Below are 16,269 nucleotides of genomic sequence, written 5' to 3' on the forward strand. Positions count from 1 at the left end.
GCGCGCGTCACGACCAGCGGCGCAGTGCCGCCCGCGCGGGCAGTGTCACCGCGAGCAGCGCCAGGGCGACAGCGGCCGCCGCGAAGGAGCCGTACAGCAGCGGGGGCACGTACGGGCCGTCGCCGGTCAGGCCGCGGATCATCGGGATCAGCGTGGCCGCGACGATGGCGGTACCCAGGGCCACGCCCACCGTCGCGACCAGCAGGCCCTCCCAGCGGAGCATCTGCAGCACCTGGCGCCGGGTGGAGCCGACGAGGCGCAGCGTGCCCAGTTCGCGACGGCGGTCGAGGACCGTCATGACCAGGGTGTTGACGGCGGCGACGGCGGCGAAGCCGCTCAGGAGCACGGCCATGGTGGTGTTGGACCAGGCGCCCAGCTCCGCGTCGAGGCTGCGCCCGGCGGCGTAGCCGGAGGCGTCGGTGACCTCGCCCAGGCCGGCGAGTGACTCGGCCGAACCGCCCCGTACCAGCAGCGTGCTGTCGAAGCCCGAGGTCACGTGCCCGGCCAGGGACGCCCGGTCCATGGTCACCGTGGCCAGGCCGAGGCCGCGGCCGTACACCGCGACGACCTCGGGGCGGGCCTCGGTGCCGTCCGGGAGGTGGAGCGGTAGCGGATCGCCCACGCCGACCTCCGCCGAGGCCGCCAGGGTCGTGTCGATGGCGACGCGCCCCGTACCGAGCCGGTCGAGACTGCCTTCGCGTACGTCCAGGTCCTGCACCTTCGCGAGGTCCGCGCCCGTGCCGCCGATCCCCTGGGCCGCCGCGCCCTGAAGCGACGCGAACTCGCCCGAGCCCAGCGGGATCAGCACCTGTGTGCTGAGCACGCCGACGGCCGCCTCCACACCCGGCACCCGGGAGGCGCGTGCCGCCGCGTCCACCGGGATCCCGGCCGGGTCCGTGACCACATGGTCGGCGATGAGGCCCGCGCGCAGCTGCTTGTCGGCGATGTGGCTCTCGCTCGTGTGCATGAAGACGAGCGTCGAGGCGAAGCCCATGGCGAGCACGATCGGGGTGATCGCGGACGCGAGACGCCGGGCGTTCGTACGGGAGTTGGCGGCAGCCAGTTCACCGGCCGGGCCCGCCCCGCGCAGCGGCAGGCCGAAGAGGCCCGCGCACACCCGGGCCACCAGCGGGCCGAGCAGGGCGACGGCGAGCATGAAGCACATGACGACACCGAGGGCGGCGCCGGCCGCGTCGTCCCCCGCGGAGGCCGCTGAGACCCCGGTGAGGATCGCGCCGCCGACGAGGGCGCCGACGCCCAGCACCGTACGGATCACGCCCGGCCGCAGCCGTTCCACGGACGCCTCGGTGAGCGCCTGTCCCGGCTTGGTCCTCGCGGGCCTGCGCCCGGCGGCCCAGCCGGCGGCGAGCGCGGTGAGCAGCCCGATGGCGACGGCGACGAGGAGCGGGATCCAGGAGACGTGCACCCGCACCGCCGCCGGGATCGCGCCGCGGTCCTGCAACTGCCCGAACCACCAGTGCGCGAGCCCGATCCCGGGCAGGCAGCCGACGACCCCGGCGAGCGGCGCGACGAGCAGCGCCTCGGAGGCGACCGCGCGGCGGATCTGCCGAGGGGTCGCCCCGACGGCGCGCAGCAGCGCGAACTCGCGGGCCCGCTGGGACACCGACAGCGCCACCGTCCCGGCCGCGGTGAAGATCGCGACGATGGTGGCGATGCCGCCGAAGGAGCCCCCGATCCCGAAGAGCGTCTCCTTCGCGTAGCCGAGGCCCGGATCCTCGACGGCGCCCCGCTCGTCACCGAGGTGTACGTCGGCGCCGGAACCGGCCAGCGCCGTACGCACGGACCCGGCGAGGGCGTCGGCACGCGTACCGGGCTCCGCCAGTACGGCGATGGCGTCCGCCGTGCCCGGATGGCCGGCGAGCGCGGGGGCCTGGGTGTCGGCGAACCAGACGAGGGCGCCTCCGGCACCGGTGTTCCGGGCGGTGTCCCCGGGCCCGGCCTCGGCGAGGCCCGCGACGCGGAAGTCCCGTCGCCCGGCCGCCGTCCGGAGCGTGACGGTGTCGCCGACGGCGGCCTTCGCGGCACGGGCCGTACCCGCGTCGAGCACGACCTCGCCGTCGTGGGGTGCGGAACCCGTGGCCAGCGCCGTACCGGTGAAGGCGTGCGAGCCCCACCCGTGGGCGGTGAACGCACCGCTGGGAACGGGCAGTTCACGTGAGCCGGCCGTCGCGTCCGCCGTGCGCACGGGGAAGGTGAAGTCCGCGACGGCGGTGGCCGCGCCGGGCGCCGCGGCCGCCTTCGCCACCAGCCCGGCGTCCACCCGTGCCCTGTCCGGCAGCGGGACGGCCTCCTCCTCGCTGTCCTCGCCGCTGCCCGTGACCACGCGTACGTACTGGTCCGCCGCCGCGACGACCGGCACCTGCGCGTACCGCTCCGGCGGCACCGACGCACGCAGGCCCGTCTCCAGCAGGACACCGCAGGCCGAGACGATCAGCGCGGACATCAGCAGCGCGAGGAAGGTGCCCGCGAAGGACGCGGGCTTGAAGCGGACGGCGGCGCGCGCCAGTCCGTTGGGGCGCATCATGCCGCCACCCCGGCCCCCGCGCGGGTGGTACGAGCCGTGAGCGCCGCCATCCGCTCCGCGATCCCCTCCGCCGACCCGCGCTCCAGGCCGCCCGCGAAGACGCCGTCCGCGAGGAAGAGCACCCGGTCCGCCCAGGCGGCCGCGACCGGGTCGTGGGTGACCATCACGACGGTGGCGCCGAGCCGGTCGACGGCGTGCCGGAGCAGACCGAGGACCTCGGCGGCGGTGCCGGTGTCGAGGGCGCCGGTGGGCTCGTCGGCGAACACCACGTCCGGGGCGGTGACCAGCGCGCGGGCGACGGCCACCCGTTGCTGCTGGCCGCCGGACAGCTCGCCCGGGCGGCGCCGCGCCTTGTCGGCGAGCCCGACCTGCGCGAGTACGGCCGCCGCCCGGTGGCGGTCCTGGCGCCGCCCGGCGAGGCGCATGGGCAGCAGGACGTTCTGCGCCACGGTCAGCGACGGCAGCAGATTGAAGGCCTGGAACACGAAGCCGACCCGGCTGCGGCGGAGTTCGGTGAGCTCGTTCTCGCTCATGCCGGTGATCTCCGTACCCCCGAGGCGTACGGACCCCGCCGACGGCCGGTCGAGCCCGGCCGCGCACTGCAGGAAGGTGGACTTGCCCGAACCCGACGGGCCCATCACCGCAGTGAACGTGCCGCGCGCGAGGGCCAGGTCGACGCCCGCGAGGGCGTGCACGGAGCCCGCTCCCCGGCCGTACTGCCGCCGTACGCCGCGCAGTTCGACGGCCGGACCGGGTGGGGCGGCGGCCGGGGCCACCTGTTCCTCGTCGGTGCTCCGGCGTCTGCCGCTGCGTAGCCTCATGATCCACCCTTCCGCGTTCGTCTCGACCGGGAGGAGTGTGCGGTGGCGGCAGCGCGCCGGGCGTCATACCGGGGAGCTGAAGTGGGGGTGCTACCGGAGTAGGGGGTGGAGGAGGCGCGGCGAGCGGATCAGGCGTCCGCGCCGGTGCGGCGCGGGAGCGGGTCAGGCGTCCGCGCCGGTGCGCTTGAGGCGGAGGGCGGAGACCAGGAAGAAGACGCCGCCGAGGAAGGCGTAACCGGCCAGATTGCTCAGCGTGGCGCCGTCCGCGCCCGCCTGCGCGAAGAACGACGCCCCGGCGAGGGTGGAGATGGCACCGCTGGCGATCATCGCCCACTGGCCGCCCAGCCGACGCCGTACGGCGCCCACGACGAGCTGGACGAGGCCCGCCGTGACTGCCCAGACGCCCCAGACGCGCAGGACGGCGGGGATGCCGGACGTGGCGGCGACGGCGAGACCGATGGCGGTGAGGGTGCTGAGGGCGATGTTCACGTACAGACCGCGGACCGGACCGCCGCCCGCCCTCGCGGACCGGGCGTCCACCACCGCGCAGGCCACGTCGAACAGGGGATAGACCACCAGCAGCGCCGCGCTCAGCGGACCCAGGGTGTCGGCGGTCGCGAACAGCAGGCCGGCCCATACGGCGGCGAACGCGAACCGCAGGAAATACAGCTTCCGCAGAGCCGTTGCGGCGCTGGTGGCGGGGACGGTGCCGGGGCTGACGGAGGTGCTGACGGAGGTGTTCATGGGGTGCGGTGCCTTTCGGTGGGGGCGCATCGATGTCGACGCGCGGAGGGTGCGAGAGGGAAGGCATGCGAGAGGTGCGCGAGGGAGAACGTTCGCTCTCTGAGGGAGAACGTTCGGTAGCGAGGGAGAACGTTCAGTCTCTTGCCACCATCAAAGGGCGCCAGCGGGCACCTGTCAAGACCGAACGTTCTCCCTCACCTGTTTGGTAGTCTCGGGAGCATGAGTCGGGGCACAGGAAGCGGAAGCGGCAGCACGTCCGAGGCGCGAGCCAGGCTGCTCGGTACGGCGACGCGGATCTTCTACGCGGAGGGAATCCACTCCGTAGGCGTCGACCGCATCATCGCGGAGGCGCAGGTGACCCGGGCGACGCTGTACCGGCACTTCTCGGGCAAGGAGGAGCTCGTCCTCGCTTACCTCGACCAGGCCGACCAGGGGATCCGGGGACAGGTCGCGGCCGCGCAGGACGGCGACGCGCCGGCGGCGGACCGGATCCGGGCCGTCGGGCGGTCCATCACCGAGGGCATCAGGTCACCCGGATTCCGCGGGTGCGCCTTCCTGAACGCGGTGGCCGAGTACCCCGACCCCGCCCACCCGATCCACCAGGCCGTGCTGGCCCATCGTCAGTGGTTCCTGGACACCGTCACGGAGTTGCTGGCGGAGGCGGGGCACACGCCCGCCGGTGCGGCGGGCCGGCATCTCGTGATGCTGCGGGACGGTGCCATGGCGGCCGGCTGCCTCTTCGACCCGGAGCTCGTCTCCGAGACCTTCCTGCAGGCTGTCGAGGGGCTGTTGGAGACGCGCCCCGCTCCGAAGGGCGCGGGGGCACGGGCCTGAAGCGGGCCCGGCACGGGGCCTGACGCGGGCCGTTTCGAAGGCCTGACGCGGGCCTGACACGGGTCGTCCGGGGGCGGCCGACGCGCGCGGAGCCTCCCGGACTCGCCGGCGTTCTCACGGTCGAGTCGTACGGTCCACATCGGAGACCTGTCGCGCGCCATCCGGCGCCCGCTCCTCGCGCGAGCACCGGGGGCGTGATCGTGGGACGTGAACGCGGCGCCCCACGGCTGCGGCGCCCCACGGCTGCGGCGCCCCACGGCTGCTGCGCCCCACGGCTGCTGCGCCGCACGGCCGTCATGCCCCCACGACCGCTATGCCCCGCGGCCTGACCGGCATCGGGGCATACGGGTTCGGAGTCGGCTCAGGCCGAGAGCGTGGAGGTGGAGCCGAGCCCGGCGACACCCAGCCCGTCGACGCCGAGGGCGCCGGAGAATCCCGCGGAGAGCGAGGAGAGCGGCGTCTCGAGGGAGACCTCGCCGGCCAGGCCGGCGAAGGCGCCACCGGACACGTTGTCCAGGTCCGCGTCGGAGATTTCCTGGGCCTGTATCTGGGGGGCGGAGCTCATGAGGTGAATTCCTTTCACGTTTTGCTTCCGAATCGCGGGAGGCCGGCTCCGTCAGGAAAGAAGGCCTCTTCGCCGCTGTCACGACGGCGGCTTCCGCGGTGCGAAGGATGAAAGCACGGGGGTGCGTCGTGAGGCCACCCGCCCGGAAGTGCCTCGGCCTGCTCTTCCTCACGGAAAGGGCAGGGCGGTCACATCGGTTCATGGACCGGTGCGATTTCTTCACCCGACCGGACGGCTGAATTTCCGCCGGCCGTATTCCTGATCCGCCGCGAACGGGACATTCCCCGTGCCGGTGGCGGTCGTTCCCGCCGCGTGGAGAGAACGGCCGTCACCGGTGGGCCCACCTGCGTGCGCCGTGTGGAGATCCGCCGCAGAAGGGCCCGGAGGAGCCTCCCCGACCCCAGGTCAGTGCCCGACCGGTGTGCCGGGCTCGGTGTCGTACGCCTTCTGTACGAGGGCGGGGCGGCGGCCGTCGTTGAGCTGCCGGTCCCACTGCGCGTCCACCTGCGCGCGGGCCTGCGGCTCCATTTCGGCGGGGAGCAGATGCCGGTAGCGGCGGTCCTCGCCCAGAAGGACCTCGACGGTCCTCCGGTGGACCGGTTCGGGATCGTACTGCTCGTGCGGGAAAGCGAGCCGGCCGTAGTCGAAGAGGCGGTCGGCCGGGTTGTCGCGCCATTCCTTCCACGTCTCGAACATGGTGTCGTTGAAACCGGTGAGGAAGGGGCCCGGATTCACGGTCGCGACCGTGACCCCGAACTCCGCGAGTTCCTGGTCGAGCGCGTCGGCGAACGCCTCCACCGCGTGCTTGGAGGCCGCGTAGGCGCCGGTGAACGGATCGACGGTGAGACCGGCGACCGAGGACATGAATACGATCCGCCCGCTGCGGCGGGCCGCCATCCGGCGGGCGATGCCCTGGGTGAGCAGCACGGTCCCGAAGACGTTCACCTCGAACTGGCGGCGCAGCCGTTGCTCCGGGATGTCGGCGGTCGCGCCGCCCTCGGAGACGCCGGCGTTGTTGAGGAGCACCTCGACGTCCCAGGACCAGGCGTTCTCCCGGTCGCCCGGATCGGTCACGTCCAGCTTCTCGACCCGCAGCTCGGCGCCCCGCTCGCGGGCGTCGGCCCGTACCGCGCTGACCTGGGCGATGATCTCCACCCCCGCGATCACCTCGTGCCCGGCCGCGGCGAGGCGCAGGGCCACCTCCTTGCCGAAGCCGCTGCCCGCGCCGGTGATGAGAATCGGTCCTGTCACGTCGTCACGCCTCTCCGCGCCGGGACCCCGGCGCGCCCGCTGTCCTGACCAGCCCGTACCCGCCGCACCCTATGCGCGGAGTGCGGACATTCCGGTCACCCTCGCGGCGAGGGCGAGGGCGAGGGCGAGGGCGAGGGCGAGGGCGGGCGCGCGGGGGCCGGGGTCAGGACAGGCCCCGCCCGAAGCGGATGTACGCGAAACTCTCCCCCTCGCGCGGCGCCCTGGCCCAGGAACGGGTGACGAAGGTGCGGAGGCGACCGCGGGTCAGTGCGAAGCGCGGCAGGGACAGCCCGAGCACGGTGTGCAGCGCCCCCAGCGCCCGCAGTCCGTTGTCCGGGTCGGTGGCGTCCGGGAGGAACAGCCGTGCCGGGTCCAGGGCCTCCGGTATCGCGCCGGAGCGCTGGATCTCCGTACCCCGCACGGTGAACGCGTAGAGCTCCGCGCCCTGTTCGGCCACCGACAGGTGGAACACGGGCGGGCGGCCATCCAGGTCCGGGCGGCCCGGATCGTGCCACACGACCACCGCGCGGCCGGACGCGGAGGCGGCCGGGGCGGGGGACACGAACCGTTCGTTCAGATACCCGGGCTCGCGGTCGAAGGCGAAGGCCCACCCGTCGGCGGTACGGCCGACGGCGACCGGGGCCCGGTCCTCCCAGGGTTCCGCGTGCTCCCGCGCGCCGGCCGAGGCCGCCTGCCGCCAGCGTCCCCAGCTCTGGTCCGTGGGAGGGCCCAGCACCGAGCCCTCCTCGCCGATCAGACCCGGCAGGCGGGCGGGATCGACCTCCTCGGCCCAGACACAGCGGAAACCGTCGGGCGCCTGCCGGTACGGATCGGATTCCGTCAGCCAGGCGAGACCCGGCGGATCGAGATCGGGCACCGGCTCGGGAGCGGGGCCCTTCTCCCCGGACCGAGGCGTCGCGAGGATCTCCCGCCCGCGCTCCGGGGTGATCAGCGACCCCAGGAACGGATCGGCGAGCAGGCCGATCGGGGCGATCAGCCAGGGGTCGGGCGCCTCCCACAGAGGGAGCGCCGCCCGCAGCACCCGCCACGCGGCGTCGGTCGCGCCCCAGCGGGCCGACTCCCGGGCCTCGGTGACGGCCCGGCCCCACGGACCGGGAGGCGCGTAGCGATGGGTGCCGTCGCGCATCGCACCCAGTACGGACTCGGCGGCCTCCCGGGGGACCCCGCGGGCGGCCATCATGCCGAGCCAGTGGTCGTCCCCGCCCAGCCGCCACTCGCCGCGCGCCGGTTCCATGGCCTGCACGGGGAGGATCTCGGGCAGACAGCTCGGGTCGGCCACCAGGAGGCCGTGGTCCCGGGCACTCTGCGGGGCCAGCAGATGTTGGAGCTGGTTCAGCAGGGCGGCGCTGTGCGGCCGTCCGAAGGACCGCGCGTCCTCCAGCAGGGCCAGGGACTCCTCGTACCGGCCGCGCAGGGCCAGCAGACGGGCCTCCTCGACGTGGGCGTCCTGGGCGCGGGTGGTCGCGTTCACGAAGCCCGGCATCGCCGCCCGGTCCGCGTGGAAACCGCGGTACATGGCCTCCATGTACGCGCGGAACGACGGGTAGCGGTCCGGGTATTCGCCGCTCCAGCCCTTGTACACGTAGAGCGCCCACTCGCCGTCCTGGTCCCGGTCGCCCGGGTCGAGCAGGGCCGACGACATGTCGGACTCCGTCTCCAGCCGGAGCGCCCGCCGCCACATGCCGGCGAGCAGGGTCTCCTCCTCGCGCGGGCTGTCGCCCAGGTTCTCCTCGTACAGCGGGGTCAAGCCGTGCGGATCATGGAACCAGTCGATGTCCGCGGCACCTCCGAGCTCATGGATCGCGGCCGTCTGCTCCACGCGCCATCCGTCGCTCGCGGCCAGGAACTCCCGGTAGGAAGGCGGCAGTCGCTGCCCCAGCCGTCTCTCGGCCGCGGCGATCGCGGCCTCGCCCGCTCCGGGGCGGGCCGGGCCGGCGAGGGGCGACTCGTCGTCCGGCTCGTCGTCCTCGCCGGGAACCCACTCCTCCTGCCAACGGCCCAGGAAGTCGTGCCAGTCGAAAGTCTCATCGCTCATGGCTGGGATGCTGCCACCCGGCACCGACAACGCCGCCTGCGCCCGGGTTCCAGGCGGAGCCGACCGGATTCGAACCGGCGTCCTCGCGGTTGTGGAGACCGGCGCGACGACCTCTGCGCTACGGCTCCGCCCGGCCCGGCATGCTAACAACCGTCTGTTCGCCCGTACCGACGGCCAGTTCACTTACCCCCGCCGGTTTCCCCGCGTCCTCGGAGCGCACCGTCAGCCTGACCCGGCGGGCCGGATCGCCCGGGTGGTACGGGTGCCAGGTGCGGCCGTCCAGGGAGGTCTCCAGGGTGTGGGAGGCCGGGGCGGTGTCCGTCCACCGGGGCTCCAGCGAGGCGATCCGGGTCACCTGACGCAGGGTCACCGTCAGCGTGCCCGTCGCGCCGTCCGGTGACCAGGAGGTCGCCGGGCTGCCGTCCACCGCCGCCTCGGCGTACAGGCCCGGGGCCTCGGAGGTGGCCGTCGCCGGGCGGCAGCGGGCCGCGTCGGTCGTCGGGGCGAGGTCGGGCCGGCGGGTGGGGAGCGTGAGAGCGCCGGAGAGGCGGCGCGGCCCCGCCGGGGTGTGGACCGTGAAGGGCGCGCCCGCCGTCAGCCGGACCGTGGTCGACCGGGGGCCGAGGGAGATGTCGTACGTACTCCCCCGGTAGCGCAGCCCCGTCAGCTCCACGCCCGTACGCAGCTGCGGCGGCAGGAGCGGATCCAGGCGTACGCCGTCCTCGCGCAGCCTGAGCCCCGTCAGGCCGTGCGTGAACACCTGGAGGAAGCCGCCCTTGCCGGTGAGGAAGTCCTCGGCCGGGAAGCCCGAGAGCGGGTCCTCGGCCCCGGACTTCTCGCCCCGCGCCTCGGAGAAGAGGCTGTACGGACCGCGGACGAACGGGCGCACGGCGCGCCGGAGGTAGGTGTACGTGGCGCAGCCCGGCTCCCCGATCGCGGCGGCGTCGATCGCGTGCACCGAGTCGGTCATCGCGGGGCCGTCCGGGTCGGTGCGGGCGGCGTAGTGGTCGAGGGTCGCGGCGGCGGCGCCCTCCTCCATCGGCCACTCCAGCGGGTAGACCAGCAGCACCGTGTCGGCCTGCTTGATCGTCGAGTCGTTGTAGCCGGCGTACTGGAGGAACAGCTTCCGCTCGGCGTCGTACGGGATGCGCAGCCCGTCGGCGACCCGGGTCCAGCCGGCGGGTGCCGGGTGGCCGAGGAGGGCGGCTGCGCGGGTGGCGTGGCGCAGGGCGGTGGCGGCGACCGCGTTGGTGAAGACGCCGTCGGTGACGCCGTTGCTGTACTCGTCGGGGCCCGCGACGTTCTTCACCGACCAGGTGCCGTCGGCGTTGGCCGTGGCGCGTGACTGCCAGAAGTCGGCGATGCCCTTCAGCAGCGGCCAGCCCCGGTCCGCCAGCCAGGCGCGGTCCCCGGTGGCCAGGTAGTACTGCCAGACGGCGAGCGCGATGTCGCCCTGGAGGTGGTTCTGGGTGAGGCAGTGCGGCGGGTCCCAGCTCTGGCACTCGGAGTCCAGGCGCCCCTTGCTCGCGCTCGTCCAGGGGTAGAACAGCCCTTCGTAGCCCAGCTTTTCGGCGTTCGCGCGGGCGGCGCCCCGGGTGCGGTAGCGGTACTCGACGACCGAGCGGGCCAGCTCGGGGCGGGTCGCGAGGAGCCCCGGATACATCCAGGTCTCGGCGTCCCAGAACACCATGCCGGCGTAGTTGTCGCTGGTCAGCCCGGCCGGGGCGATGCTGTCCGAGGAGCCGGGCCGGGTGCTGGCGAGCAGCCCGTACTGCGCGGCCCGCAGCCATGCCTGGAGGTCCGGGCTGCCCGGGGTCCTGACGTCGGACGCCCAGGCCTCGCGCCAGGCCGCCGCGTTGTCCGCGAGGACCCGGGACCAGCCGCGCCGCACCGCGCGGTCCGCCGCCGCGCCGGCGGAGACGAGCGGGGTGCGGGAGGTCAGGGCGGTGTCCACGCCCACGTACTTCTCGAAGGTGTACGAGCGGCCGGCCCTGACCCGGGTGGTGCGCGCACCGTCCGTGCCCCGCTGGACGATCGCCCCCTCCGTCCCGGTGCCGAGCGTCCGGAACGTGCCGTCGCCGGCGACCGTGACCCGGCGCGCCCCGCGCCCGTCCAGCCGGCCCGTGACCGTCGCGGTGCCGCTCCAGTGTGGGGTCATGCGCAGGCGTACGGCGCCGGTGTGGACGTCGGAGCGGTCGGCCAGCACTTCGTAGGTCAGGTCGGTCGCGCGGCCGTCGGCCGTGGTCCACCGCAGGGACGTGACCACGACACCGCAGCGCAGGTGCAGGGTCCGGCGGTAGCGGGAGACACGGCCGGCGGGGGTGGCGGAGCCGTAGGTCTCGGAGCCGACGCGTACGTCGAGCGTGGACCAGGACGGCAGCGCCGCGATCACCTCGCGGCCCCCGGCCAGGCCCTCGTCCCGGGCGTAGAGCCCCGACACGAAGGCACCGTCGTACCGTGGGGTGTAGAGGGGCCACCCCGTCTTCTCGCCCGTGGCGGCGTATCCGGCGCCGGTGGCGGGCACCCGGTGGCCCAGGTAGCCGTTCCCGACATAGGGGTCGTACCCGGCGGCCTCGCCGAAGGTGGTGGACGTCGGTGCCCAGGAGGCGTCGGAGGGAGTCTCCGTCCTGCCGCACACAGGCGCCGGGGCGGGACCCTCGGCGTACGAGAGGGGCGGCAGGGGGAGGATCAGCGCGCCCGCGGTCAACGGCGCCAGGAGAGAGATGCGCGTGAGGCTCACCCCACGAAGGTAGGGAAGACGACGCCGCCGGTGCGGTACCGGCGCGCGGGACGAGCGGCCCGGTCCAGGACCGGGGGCAGGGAGAGCGGCATGTCCTATCCGGAACCCGTCTACACGGACGGCGCGGGCGAGATCAGTGCGACGTACCGTCCGGCGGACACCGTCCCGCATCTGCTGACACGCAGCGGCGGGAACACCCACTACCTGGCCACGGCGGAGTCGACGCACGGCGAGTTCGGGCTGTACCGCATCAACATGGCGCCCAGGGCGGGCGGCCCCGCCGAGCACTTCCACCGGTCGATCTCGGAGTCGTTCTTCATCCTCGGCGGGACGGTCCGGATCTACGACGGCGAGCGATGGGTCGACGCCACCGAGGGCGACTTCCTGTACGTGCCCCAGGGCGGCCTGCACGCCTTCCGCAACGACTCCGACGAACCCGCCTCCATGCTGCTGCTCTTCACCCCGGGAGCGCCCCGCGAGGAGTACTTCGAGAAGGTCGGGCAGGTCTCCGACTGGCCGGAGAAGGAGCGGGCGGAGTTCTTCTTCAAGCACGACACGTACTGGACGGGCTGAGACCTTCCCCGGCCGCTACGGCACGAGGCCCGTCTTGAGCCCGGCCCCGCAGAGCGGGACGACCACGCTCCGGTCCTTCACCCCGCCGACGGCCGCCCAGCAGGCGACCCCGGTGGTCTCCACGAAGAAGCCGCGCGCGGCCAGGTCCTCCTGCGCCGCCCGGATCTGGTCCTCCGTCACCGTCAGGAAGGTGCCGCCCGACTCCCGGACCGCGGCGAGGATCTGCCGGGCGCGCGGCGGCCGGGGGATGGCGATCCCCTCGGCGAGCGTGGGCCGCACCCGGTCCGAGGGATCGTCCGGCAGCCGGTCGGCCCCCGCCCGGAACGCCGCGGCCAGCGGGGACACGGCCTCGGCCTGTACGGCGACGAGGGCCGGGCGGCGGTCGATCAGGCCGTGGGCGAGGAGCTCCGCGGTGGCGAGGGCGGCACCCAGGAGCAGCGTGCCGTTGCCGACGGGTACGGCGAGCGCGTCGGGCAGGGTGCCGCCCAGGTCCTCCCAGATCTCGTAGACGTACGTCTTGGTGCCGTGCAGGAAGTACGGGTTGAAGACGTGCGAGGCGTAGAAGGTGCCGGGCGCTCCGGCGGCGGCGCGGGCGGCGGCGGCCGTGGCCTCCCGGCCTCCGGGCACGGTCTCCAGGCGGGCGCCGTGGGCGCGGATCTGCTCGGTCTTCTTGGCGGAGGTGCCCTCGGGGACGTACACCGTGCAGGGCAGTCCGGCGCGGGCGCAGTACGCGGCGACGGCCGTCCCCGCGTTGCCGCTGCTGTCCGCGACGACCCGGTCGGGGCCGATCCTGCGGGCCAGTTCGGCGAGCATGACCGCGCCCCGGTCCTTGAAGGAGAGCGTCGGCATCAGATAGTCGAGCTTGGCGGAGACCTGGTCCGTGAGGGCGACGAGAGGGGTGCGCCCTTCCCCCAGGGAGACCGCGGGGGCGGCCAGCGGGAGGGCCTCCTCGTACCGCCACAGGGAATTGACGCGGGTGCTCAGCGCGCCGGCCCGGACGGGCGGGAGCGGCCCGGTGTCCAGGTCCCAGGGGCCGCCGCAGGCCGGGCAGCACCAGGCCGTCGTGGAGCTGTCGGCACGCGCCCCGTCCCGGGGGCAGACATAGGTCGCGGTGGGCATAGGTGTCTCGGCCATGGAGCAAACCTATTCCGGGAGCCCGCATACCGGTGCGCACACGGTCGGGTATGCGCCGGTGGCCAGGGAATCATCACATCGGGTGAAACTCTGGCCCGCGCTTGCGGTTCTCAACCCACGGTTGCGACGCTGTTGCTGTCTGTCAACCTGTTGGGAGTGGCCTGTGCCTTTCGGTGAGCAGCCCGCCTATCTGCGCGTGGCGAGCGATCTCAGGGAGAAGATCGTCAACGGCGCGCTGCCGCCCCATACCCGCCTGCCGTCACAGGCCCGGATCCGCGAGGAGTACGGGGTCTCGGACACCGTGGCCCTGGAGGCGCGCAAGGTGCTGATGGCCGAGGGCCTGGTCGAGGGGCGGTCGGGCTCGGGCACCTATGTGCGCGCGCGTCCGGTCCCGCGCCCGATCGCCCGCTCCGGCTACCGGGCGGGCCCCGGCACCACGCCGTTCCGTCAGGAGCAGACGGCGGAAGGGGCGCGGGGGACCTGGGAGTCCCGCAGCGAGCAGGAGGGGGCGAGCGCCGAGATCGCCGAGCGGCTCGGGATCGAGCCGGGCGACCGGGTGATGCGCACGCGGTACGTCTTCCGGGAGTCGGGCGAGCCGATGATGCTGTCCACGTCCTGGGAGCCCCTCGCCGTCACGGGCCGCACACCGGTGATGCTGCCGGAGGAGGGCCCGCTGGGCGGCTGCGGAGTCGTGGACCGCATGGCGGCGATCGACATCGTCGTGGACAACGTGGCGGAGGAGGTCGGCGCGCGCCCCGGCCTGGCGGAGGAGCTCCTGGCGCTCGGCGGTGTGCCGGGCCATGTGGTCATGGTGATCGGCCGGACGTACTACGCCTCGGGGCTGGCCGTCGAGACGGCCGATGTGGTCGTCCCCGCCGACCGCTACCGGATTGCCTACCATCTGCCGGTCAAGTGAGCACCGCCCAGGGTGGGGTGACAGGTGGGACGGCTGTGGTGACCGCTGGGAGCGACGGCTTGTCCGCCCCGGGTGATACGGAGTTAACGGGCCCGCTCCGCACGTAACCGGCGGGCAATCGCACGCCGTGACAGCTTGTCATGTTCAAGTCCTACCTTCCCGTTCGTCACCGCACACCGGACCGACGAACGGGAAGTCACCGATGACGGACATCGCCACGCCCACGACGGGCGAAGCGCCTGGCCGGGCGCCGCAGGAGGCACCCCGGGCGCCCCGCCGCAGTTACGCCGCGCTCGCCGCCGACGAGAGCCGCGAGGACTACTCCCTCCGCTACGCGCCGCACTCCTTCCGGCGCTGGTCGCCCTCCACGGTCGCGGGGACCGCGCTCGGGGGCATCGCGTATCTGGCCGACTTCGCGATCGGTGCGTCGATCGTCTTCACCTACGGATTCACCAGCGGGCTCGCCTCGATCCTGGCCGCGGCGACGATCATCTTCCTCACCGGCATCCCGATCGCCCGGGCCTGCGCGAAGTACGGCCTGGACATGGACCTGGTCACCCGCGGGGCCGGCTTCGGCTACTTCGGTTCGACGCTGACCTCGCTGATCTACGCGTCCTTCACCTTCATCTTCTTCGCGCTCGAAGGCTCGATCATGGCGCAGGCCATGCACCAGGCCGTCGGTCTCCCCGTCGAGGCCGGCTATCTCGTCACCACGCTGATCGTCATCCCGATCGTGTTCCGGGGCATGGGCGCGCTGGCCAAGGTGCAGGCCTGGACCCAGCCGGTCTGGATCATCGGCATGGTGCTGCCCTTCGTGGTGCTCGCCGTCGAGGCCCCCGGCTCCTGGGGCGCGTTCAGCTCGTTCACGGGCACGGAGGGGGCCCGGCCGGGCTTCTCCTGGATCGCCTTCGGGCTCGGCACGGGCGTCGCGCTCTCGCTCATCGCCCAGATCGGCGAACAGGCCGACTACCTGCGCTTCATGCCCGCCAGGACCGAGGCCAACAAGCGGCGCTGGAACCTCGCCGTGCTCGCCGCCGGCCCCGGCTGGGTCGTCATCGGGGCGGCGAAGCAGCTCGGGGGCGCGTTCCTCGCCTTCGTCGCGCTGGAGGCGGTGGGCAGGACGCACGCGCTGGAGCCGATCGCCCCGCAGATCGAGGCGCTGAAGCCGTGGCTCGGCTCGTTCGCGCTCCCGGCCGCCGCCCTCTTCGTGATCGTCTCCCAGATCAAGATCAATGTGACCAATGCCTACAGCGGCTCGCTGTCCTGGTCGAACTTCTTCTCCCGGATCACGCACCGGCACCCCGGCCGGGTCTGGTACATCTTCCTCAACCTCACCATCGCGCTCACGCTGATGGAGATGAACATGTTCGCGGCCCTGAACAAGCTGCTGGGCTTCTACTCCAACGTGGGCATCGCCTGGATCGCGGCCGTCGCCGCCGACCTCGTCATCAACAAGCGGATCGGCCTGAGCCCCCGTTACATCGAGTTCAAGCGTGCCTATCTGCACGCCGTCAATCCGGCCGGCTTCGGGGCGATGGTGATCGCGTCGACCGTCTCGATCCTGGCCTTCTTCGGTCTCTTCGGCAGGTACGCCGAGGCGTTCTCGACCTTCATCGCGGCCGGACTGTCCCTGGTCCTGTGCCCGTTGATCGCCTGGCTGACGAAGGGGAAGTACTACCTGGCCCGGCCGAACCCGGTGAACGGCCCGGACGTCGAGATCGCCGACATCACCGCCACCCACACCTGCGCGGTGTGCGAGACCGCCTACGAGCTGCCGGACATCGCGGACTGCCCGGTCAGGTCGGGCCCGATCTGCTCCCTGTGCTGCTCGCTGGACCAGGAGTGCGGGGACGCCTGCCGCAAGGACCCCGCGGCCGGCCCGGTGCTGATGCCGTTCCCGGTCGTACGGACACCGGCCGGCTGACGCGCCGGAGAGGGCCGGAAGGGGGCGCATTCGGTGGATGCGCCCCCTTGGGTATGGCCGGATGCGTGTCTCTTTGTGCAAACACGCATCCGCTGAGTGAAGGTCAGGCGTACGCTCGGGCATATGCGTACTGCGGTTTCCTGGGGATCCTTAGAGACGTGCACGC

General features: G+C 73.3%; 12 protein-coding genes and 1 tRNA gene. 4 read left to right on the forward strand and 9 right to left on the reverse strand.

Annotation, left to right across the window (positions count from 1 at the left end; all coding sequences use genetic code 11):
* Positions 1–7: 7 nt before the first annotated feature.
* The 3 genes from ACZ607_RS14400 to ACZ607_RS14410 form a co-directional block, all read right to left on the reverse strand.
* Entirely contained in the window at positions 8–2,545 is a 2,538-nt protein-coding gene (locus ACZ607_RS14400; protein WP_469735041.1) for an ABC transporter permease, read from the reverse strand.
* Positions 2,542–3,366, reverse strand: a complete 825-nt coding sequence (locus ACZ607_RS14405) for an ABC transporter ATP-binding protein (protein WP_469735042.1) — start codon at positions 3,364–3,366, stop codon at positions 2,542–2,544. The genes ACZ607_RS14400 and ACZ607_RS14405 overlap by 4 nt, the downstream gene beginning before the upstream one ends.
* 162 nt (positions 3,367–3,528) lie before the next feature.
* A complete protein-coding gene (locus tag ACZ607_RS14410) occupies positions 3,529–4,110 on the reverse strand; it encodes a hypothetical protein (RefSeq protein WP_469735043.1) in 582 nt (193 codons plus the stop codon).
* 219 nt (positions 4,111–4,329) lie between these two features.
* Here ACZ607_RS14410 and ACZ607_RS14415 point away from each other — a divergent pair, with 219 nt between their 5' ends.
* Complete coding sequence (locus tag ACZ607_RS14415) at positions 4,330–4,944, forward strand: TetR/AcrR family transcriptional regulator (RefSeq protein ID WP_469735044.1); 615 nt, start codon at positions 4,330–4,332, stop codon at positions 4,942–4,944.
* Between the two features lie 361 nt (positions 4,945–5,305).
* Here the strand turns inward: ACZ607_RS14415 and ACZ607_RS14420 are convergent, their stop codons facing one another.
* From ACZ607_RS14420 to ACZ607_RS14440, 5 genes are all read right to left on the reverse strand, one after another.
* Positions 5,306–5,509 (reverse strand): hypothetical protein, encoded by a 204-nt coding sequence (locus ACZ607_RS14420; protein ID WP_469735045.1) that lies wholly within the window; start codon positions 5,507–5,509, stop codon positions 5,306–5,308.
* Between the two features lie 405 nt (positions 5,510–5,914).
* Positions 5,915–6,760, reverse strand: a complete 846-nt coding sequence (locus ACZ607_RS14425) for an SDR family oxidoreductase (protein WP_469735046.1) — start codon at positions 6,758–6,760, stop codon at positions 5,915–5,917.
* Positions 6,761–6,923: 163 nt separating this feature from the next.
* Positions 6,924–8,816 carry an SMI1/KNR4 family protein gene (locus tag ACZ607_RS14430; protein ID WP_469735047.1) on the reverse strand — a complete coding sequence of 631 codons (1,893 nt, stop codon included), beginning with the start codon at positions 8,814–8,816 and terminating at the stop codon, positions 6,924–6,926.
* Between the two features lie 54 nt (positions 8,817–8,870).
* A tRNA-Trp gene (locus tag ACZ607_RS14435) sits at positions 8,871–8,944 on the reverse strand.
* Complete coding sequence (locus ACZ607_RS14440; RefSeq protein WP_469735048.1) at positions 8,935–11,556, reverse strand: discoidin domain-containing protein; 2,622 nt, start codon at positions 11,554–11,556, stop codon at positions 8,935–8,937. The genes ACZ607_RS14435 and ACZ607_RS14440 overlap by 10 nt, the downstream gene beginning before the upstream one ends.
* A gap of 90 nt (positions 11,557–11,646) precedes the next feature.
* Between ACZ607_RS14440 and ACZ607_RS14445 the strand changes: the two genes are divergently transcribed.
* On the forward strand, positions 11,647–12,129 hold the full coding sequence (locus ACZ607_RS14445; protein ID WP_469735049.1) for a cupin domain-containing protein: 483 nt from the start codon (positions 11,647–11,649) through the stop codon (positions 12,127–12,129).
* A 15-nt stretch (positions 12,130–12,144) separates the two neighbouring features.
* On the opposite strand, the gene ACZ607_RS14450 is transcribed toward ACZ607_RS14445, so the two are convergent.
* Positions 12,145–13,263, reverse strand: coding sequence for a threonine synthase (locus tag ACZ607_RS14450; RefSeq protein WP_469735050.1), 1,119 nt, complete (start codon positions 13,261–13,263; stop codon positions 12,145–12,147).
* A gap of 163 nt (positions 13,264–13,426) precedes the next feature.
* Here ACZ607_RS14450 and ACZ607_RS14455 point away from each other — a divergent pair, with 163 nt between their 5' ends.
* Together ACZ607_RS14455 and ACZ607_RS14460 are read left to right on the forward strand one after the other, a co-directional pair.
* Entirely contained in the window at positions 13,427–14,179 is a 753-nt protein-coding gene (locus tag ACZ607_RS14455; protein ID WP_469735051.1) for a GntR family transcriptional regulator, read from the forward strand.
* 202 nt (positions 14,180–14,381) lie between these two features.
* Positions 14,382–16,103 carry a purine-cytosine permease family protein gene (locus tag ACZ607_RS14460; protein WP_469735052.1) on the forward strand — a complete coding sequence of 574 codons (1,722 nt, stop codon included), beginning with the start codon at positions 14,382–14,384 and terminating at the stop codon, positions 16,101–16,103.
* The last annotated feature ends 166 nt before the right edge of the window (positions 16,104–16,269 follow it).

The organism is Streptomyces sp. NPDC104381 (genome assembly GCF_055583745.1).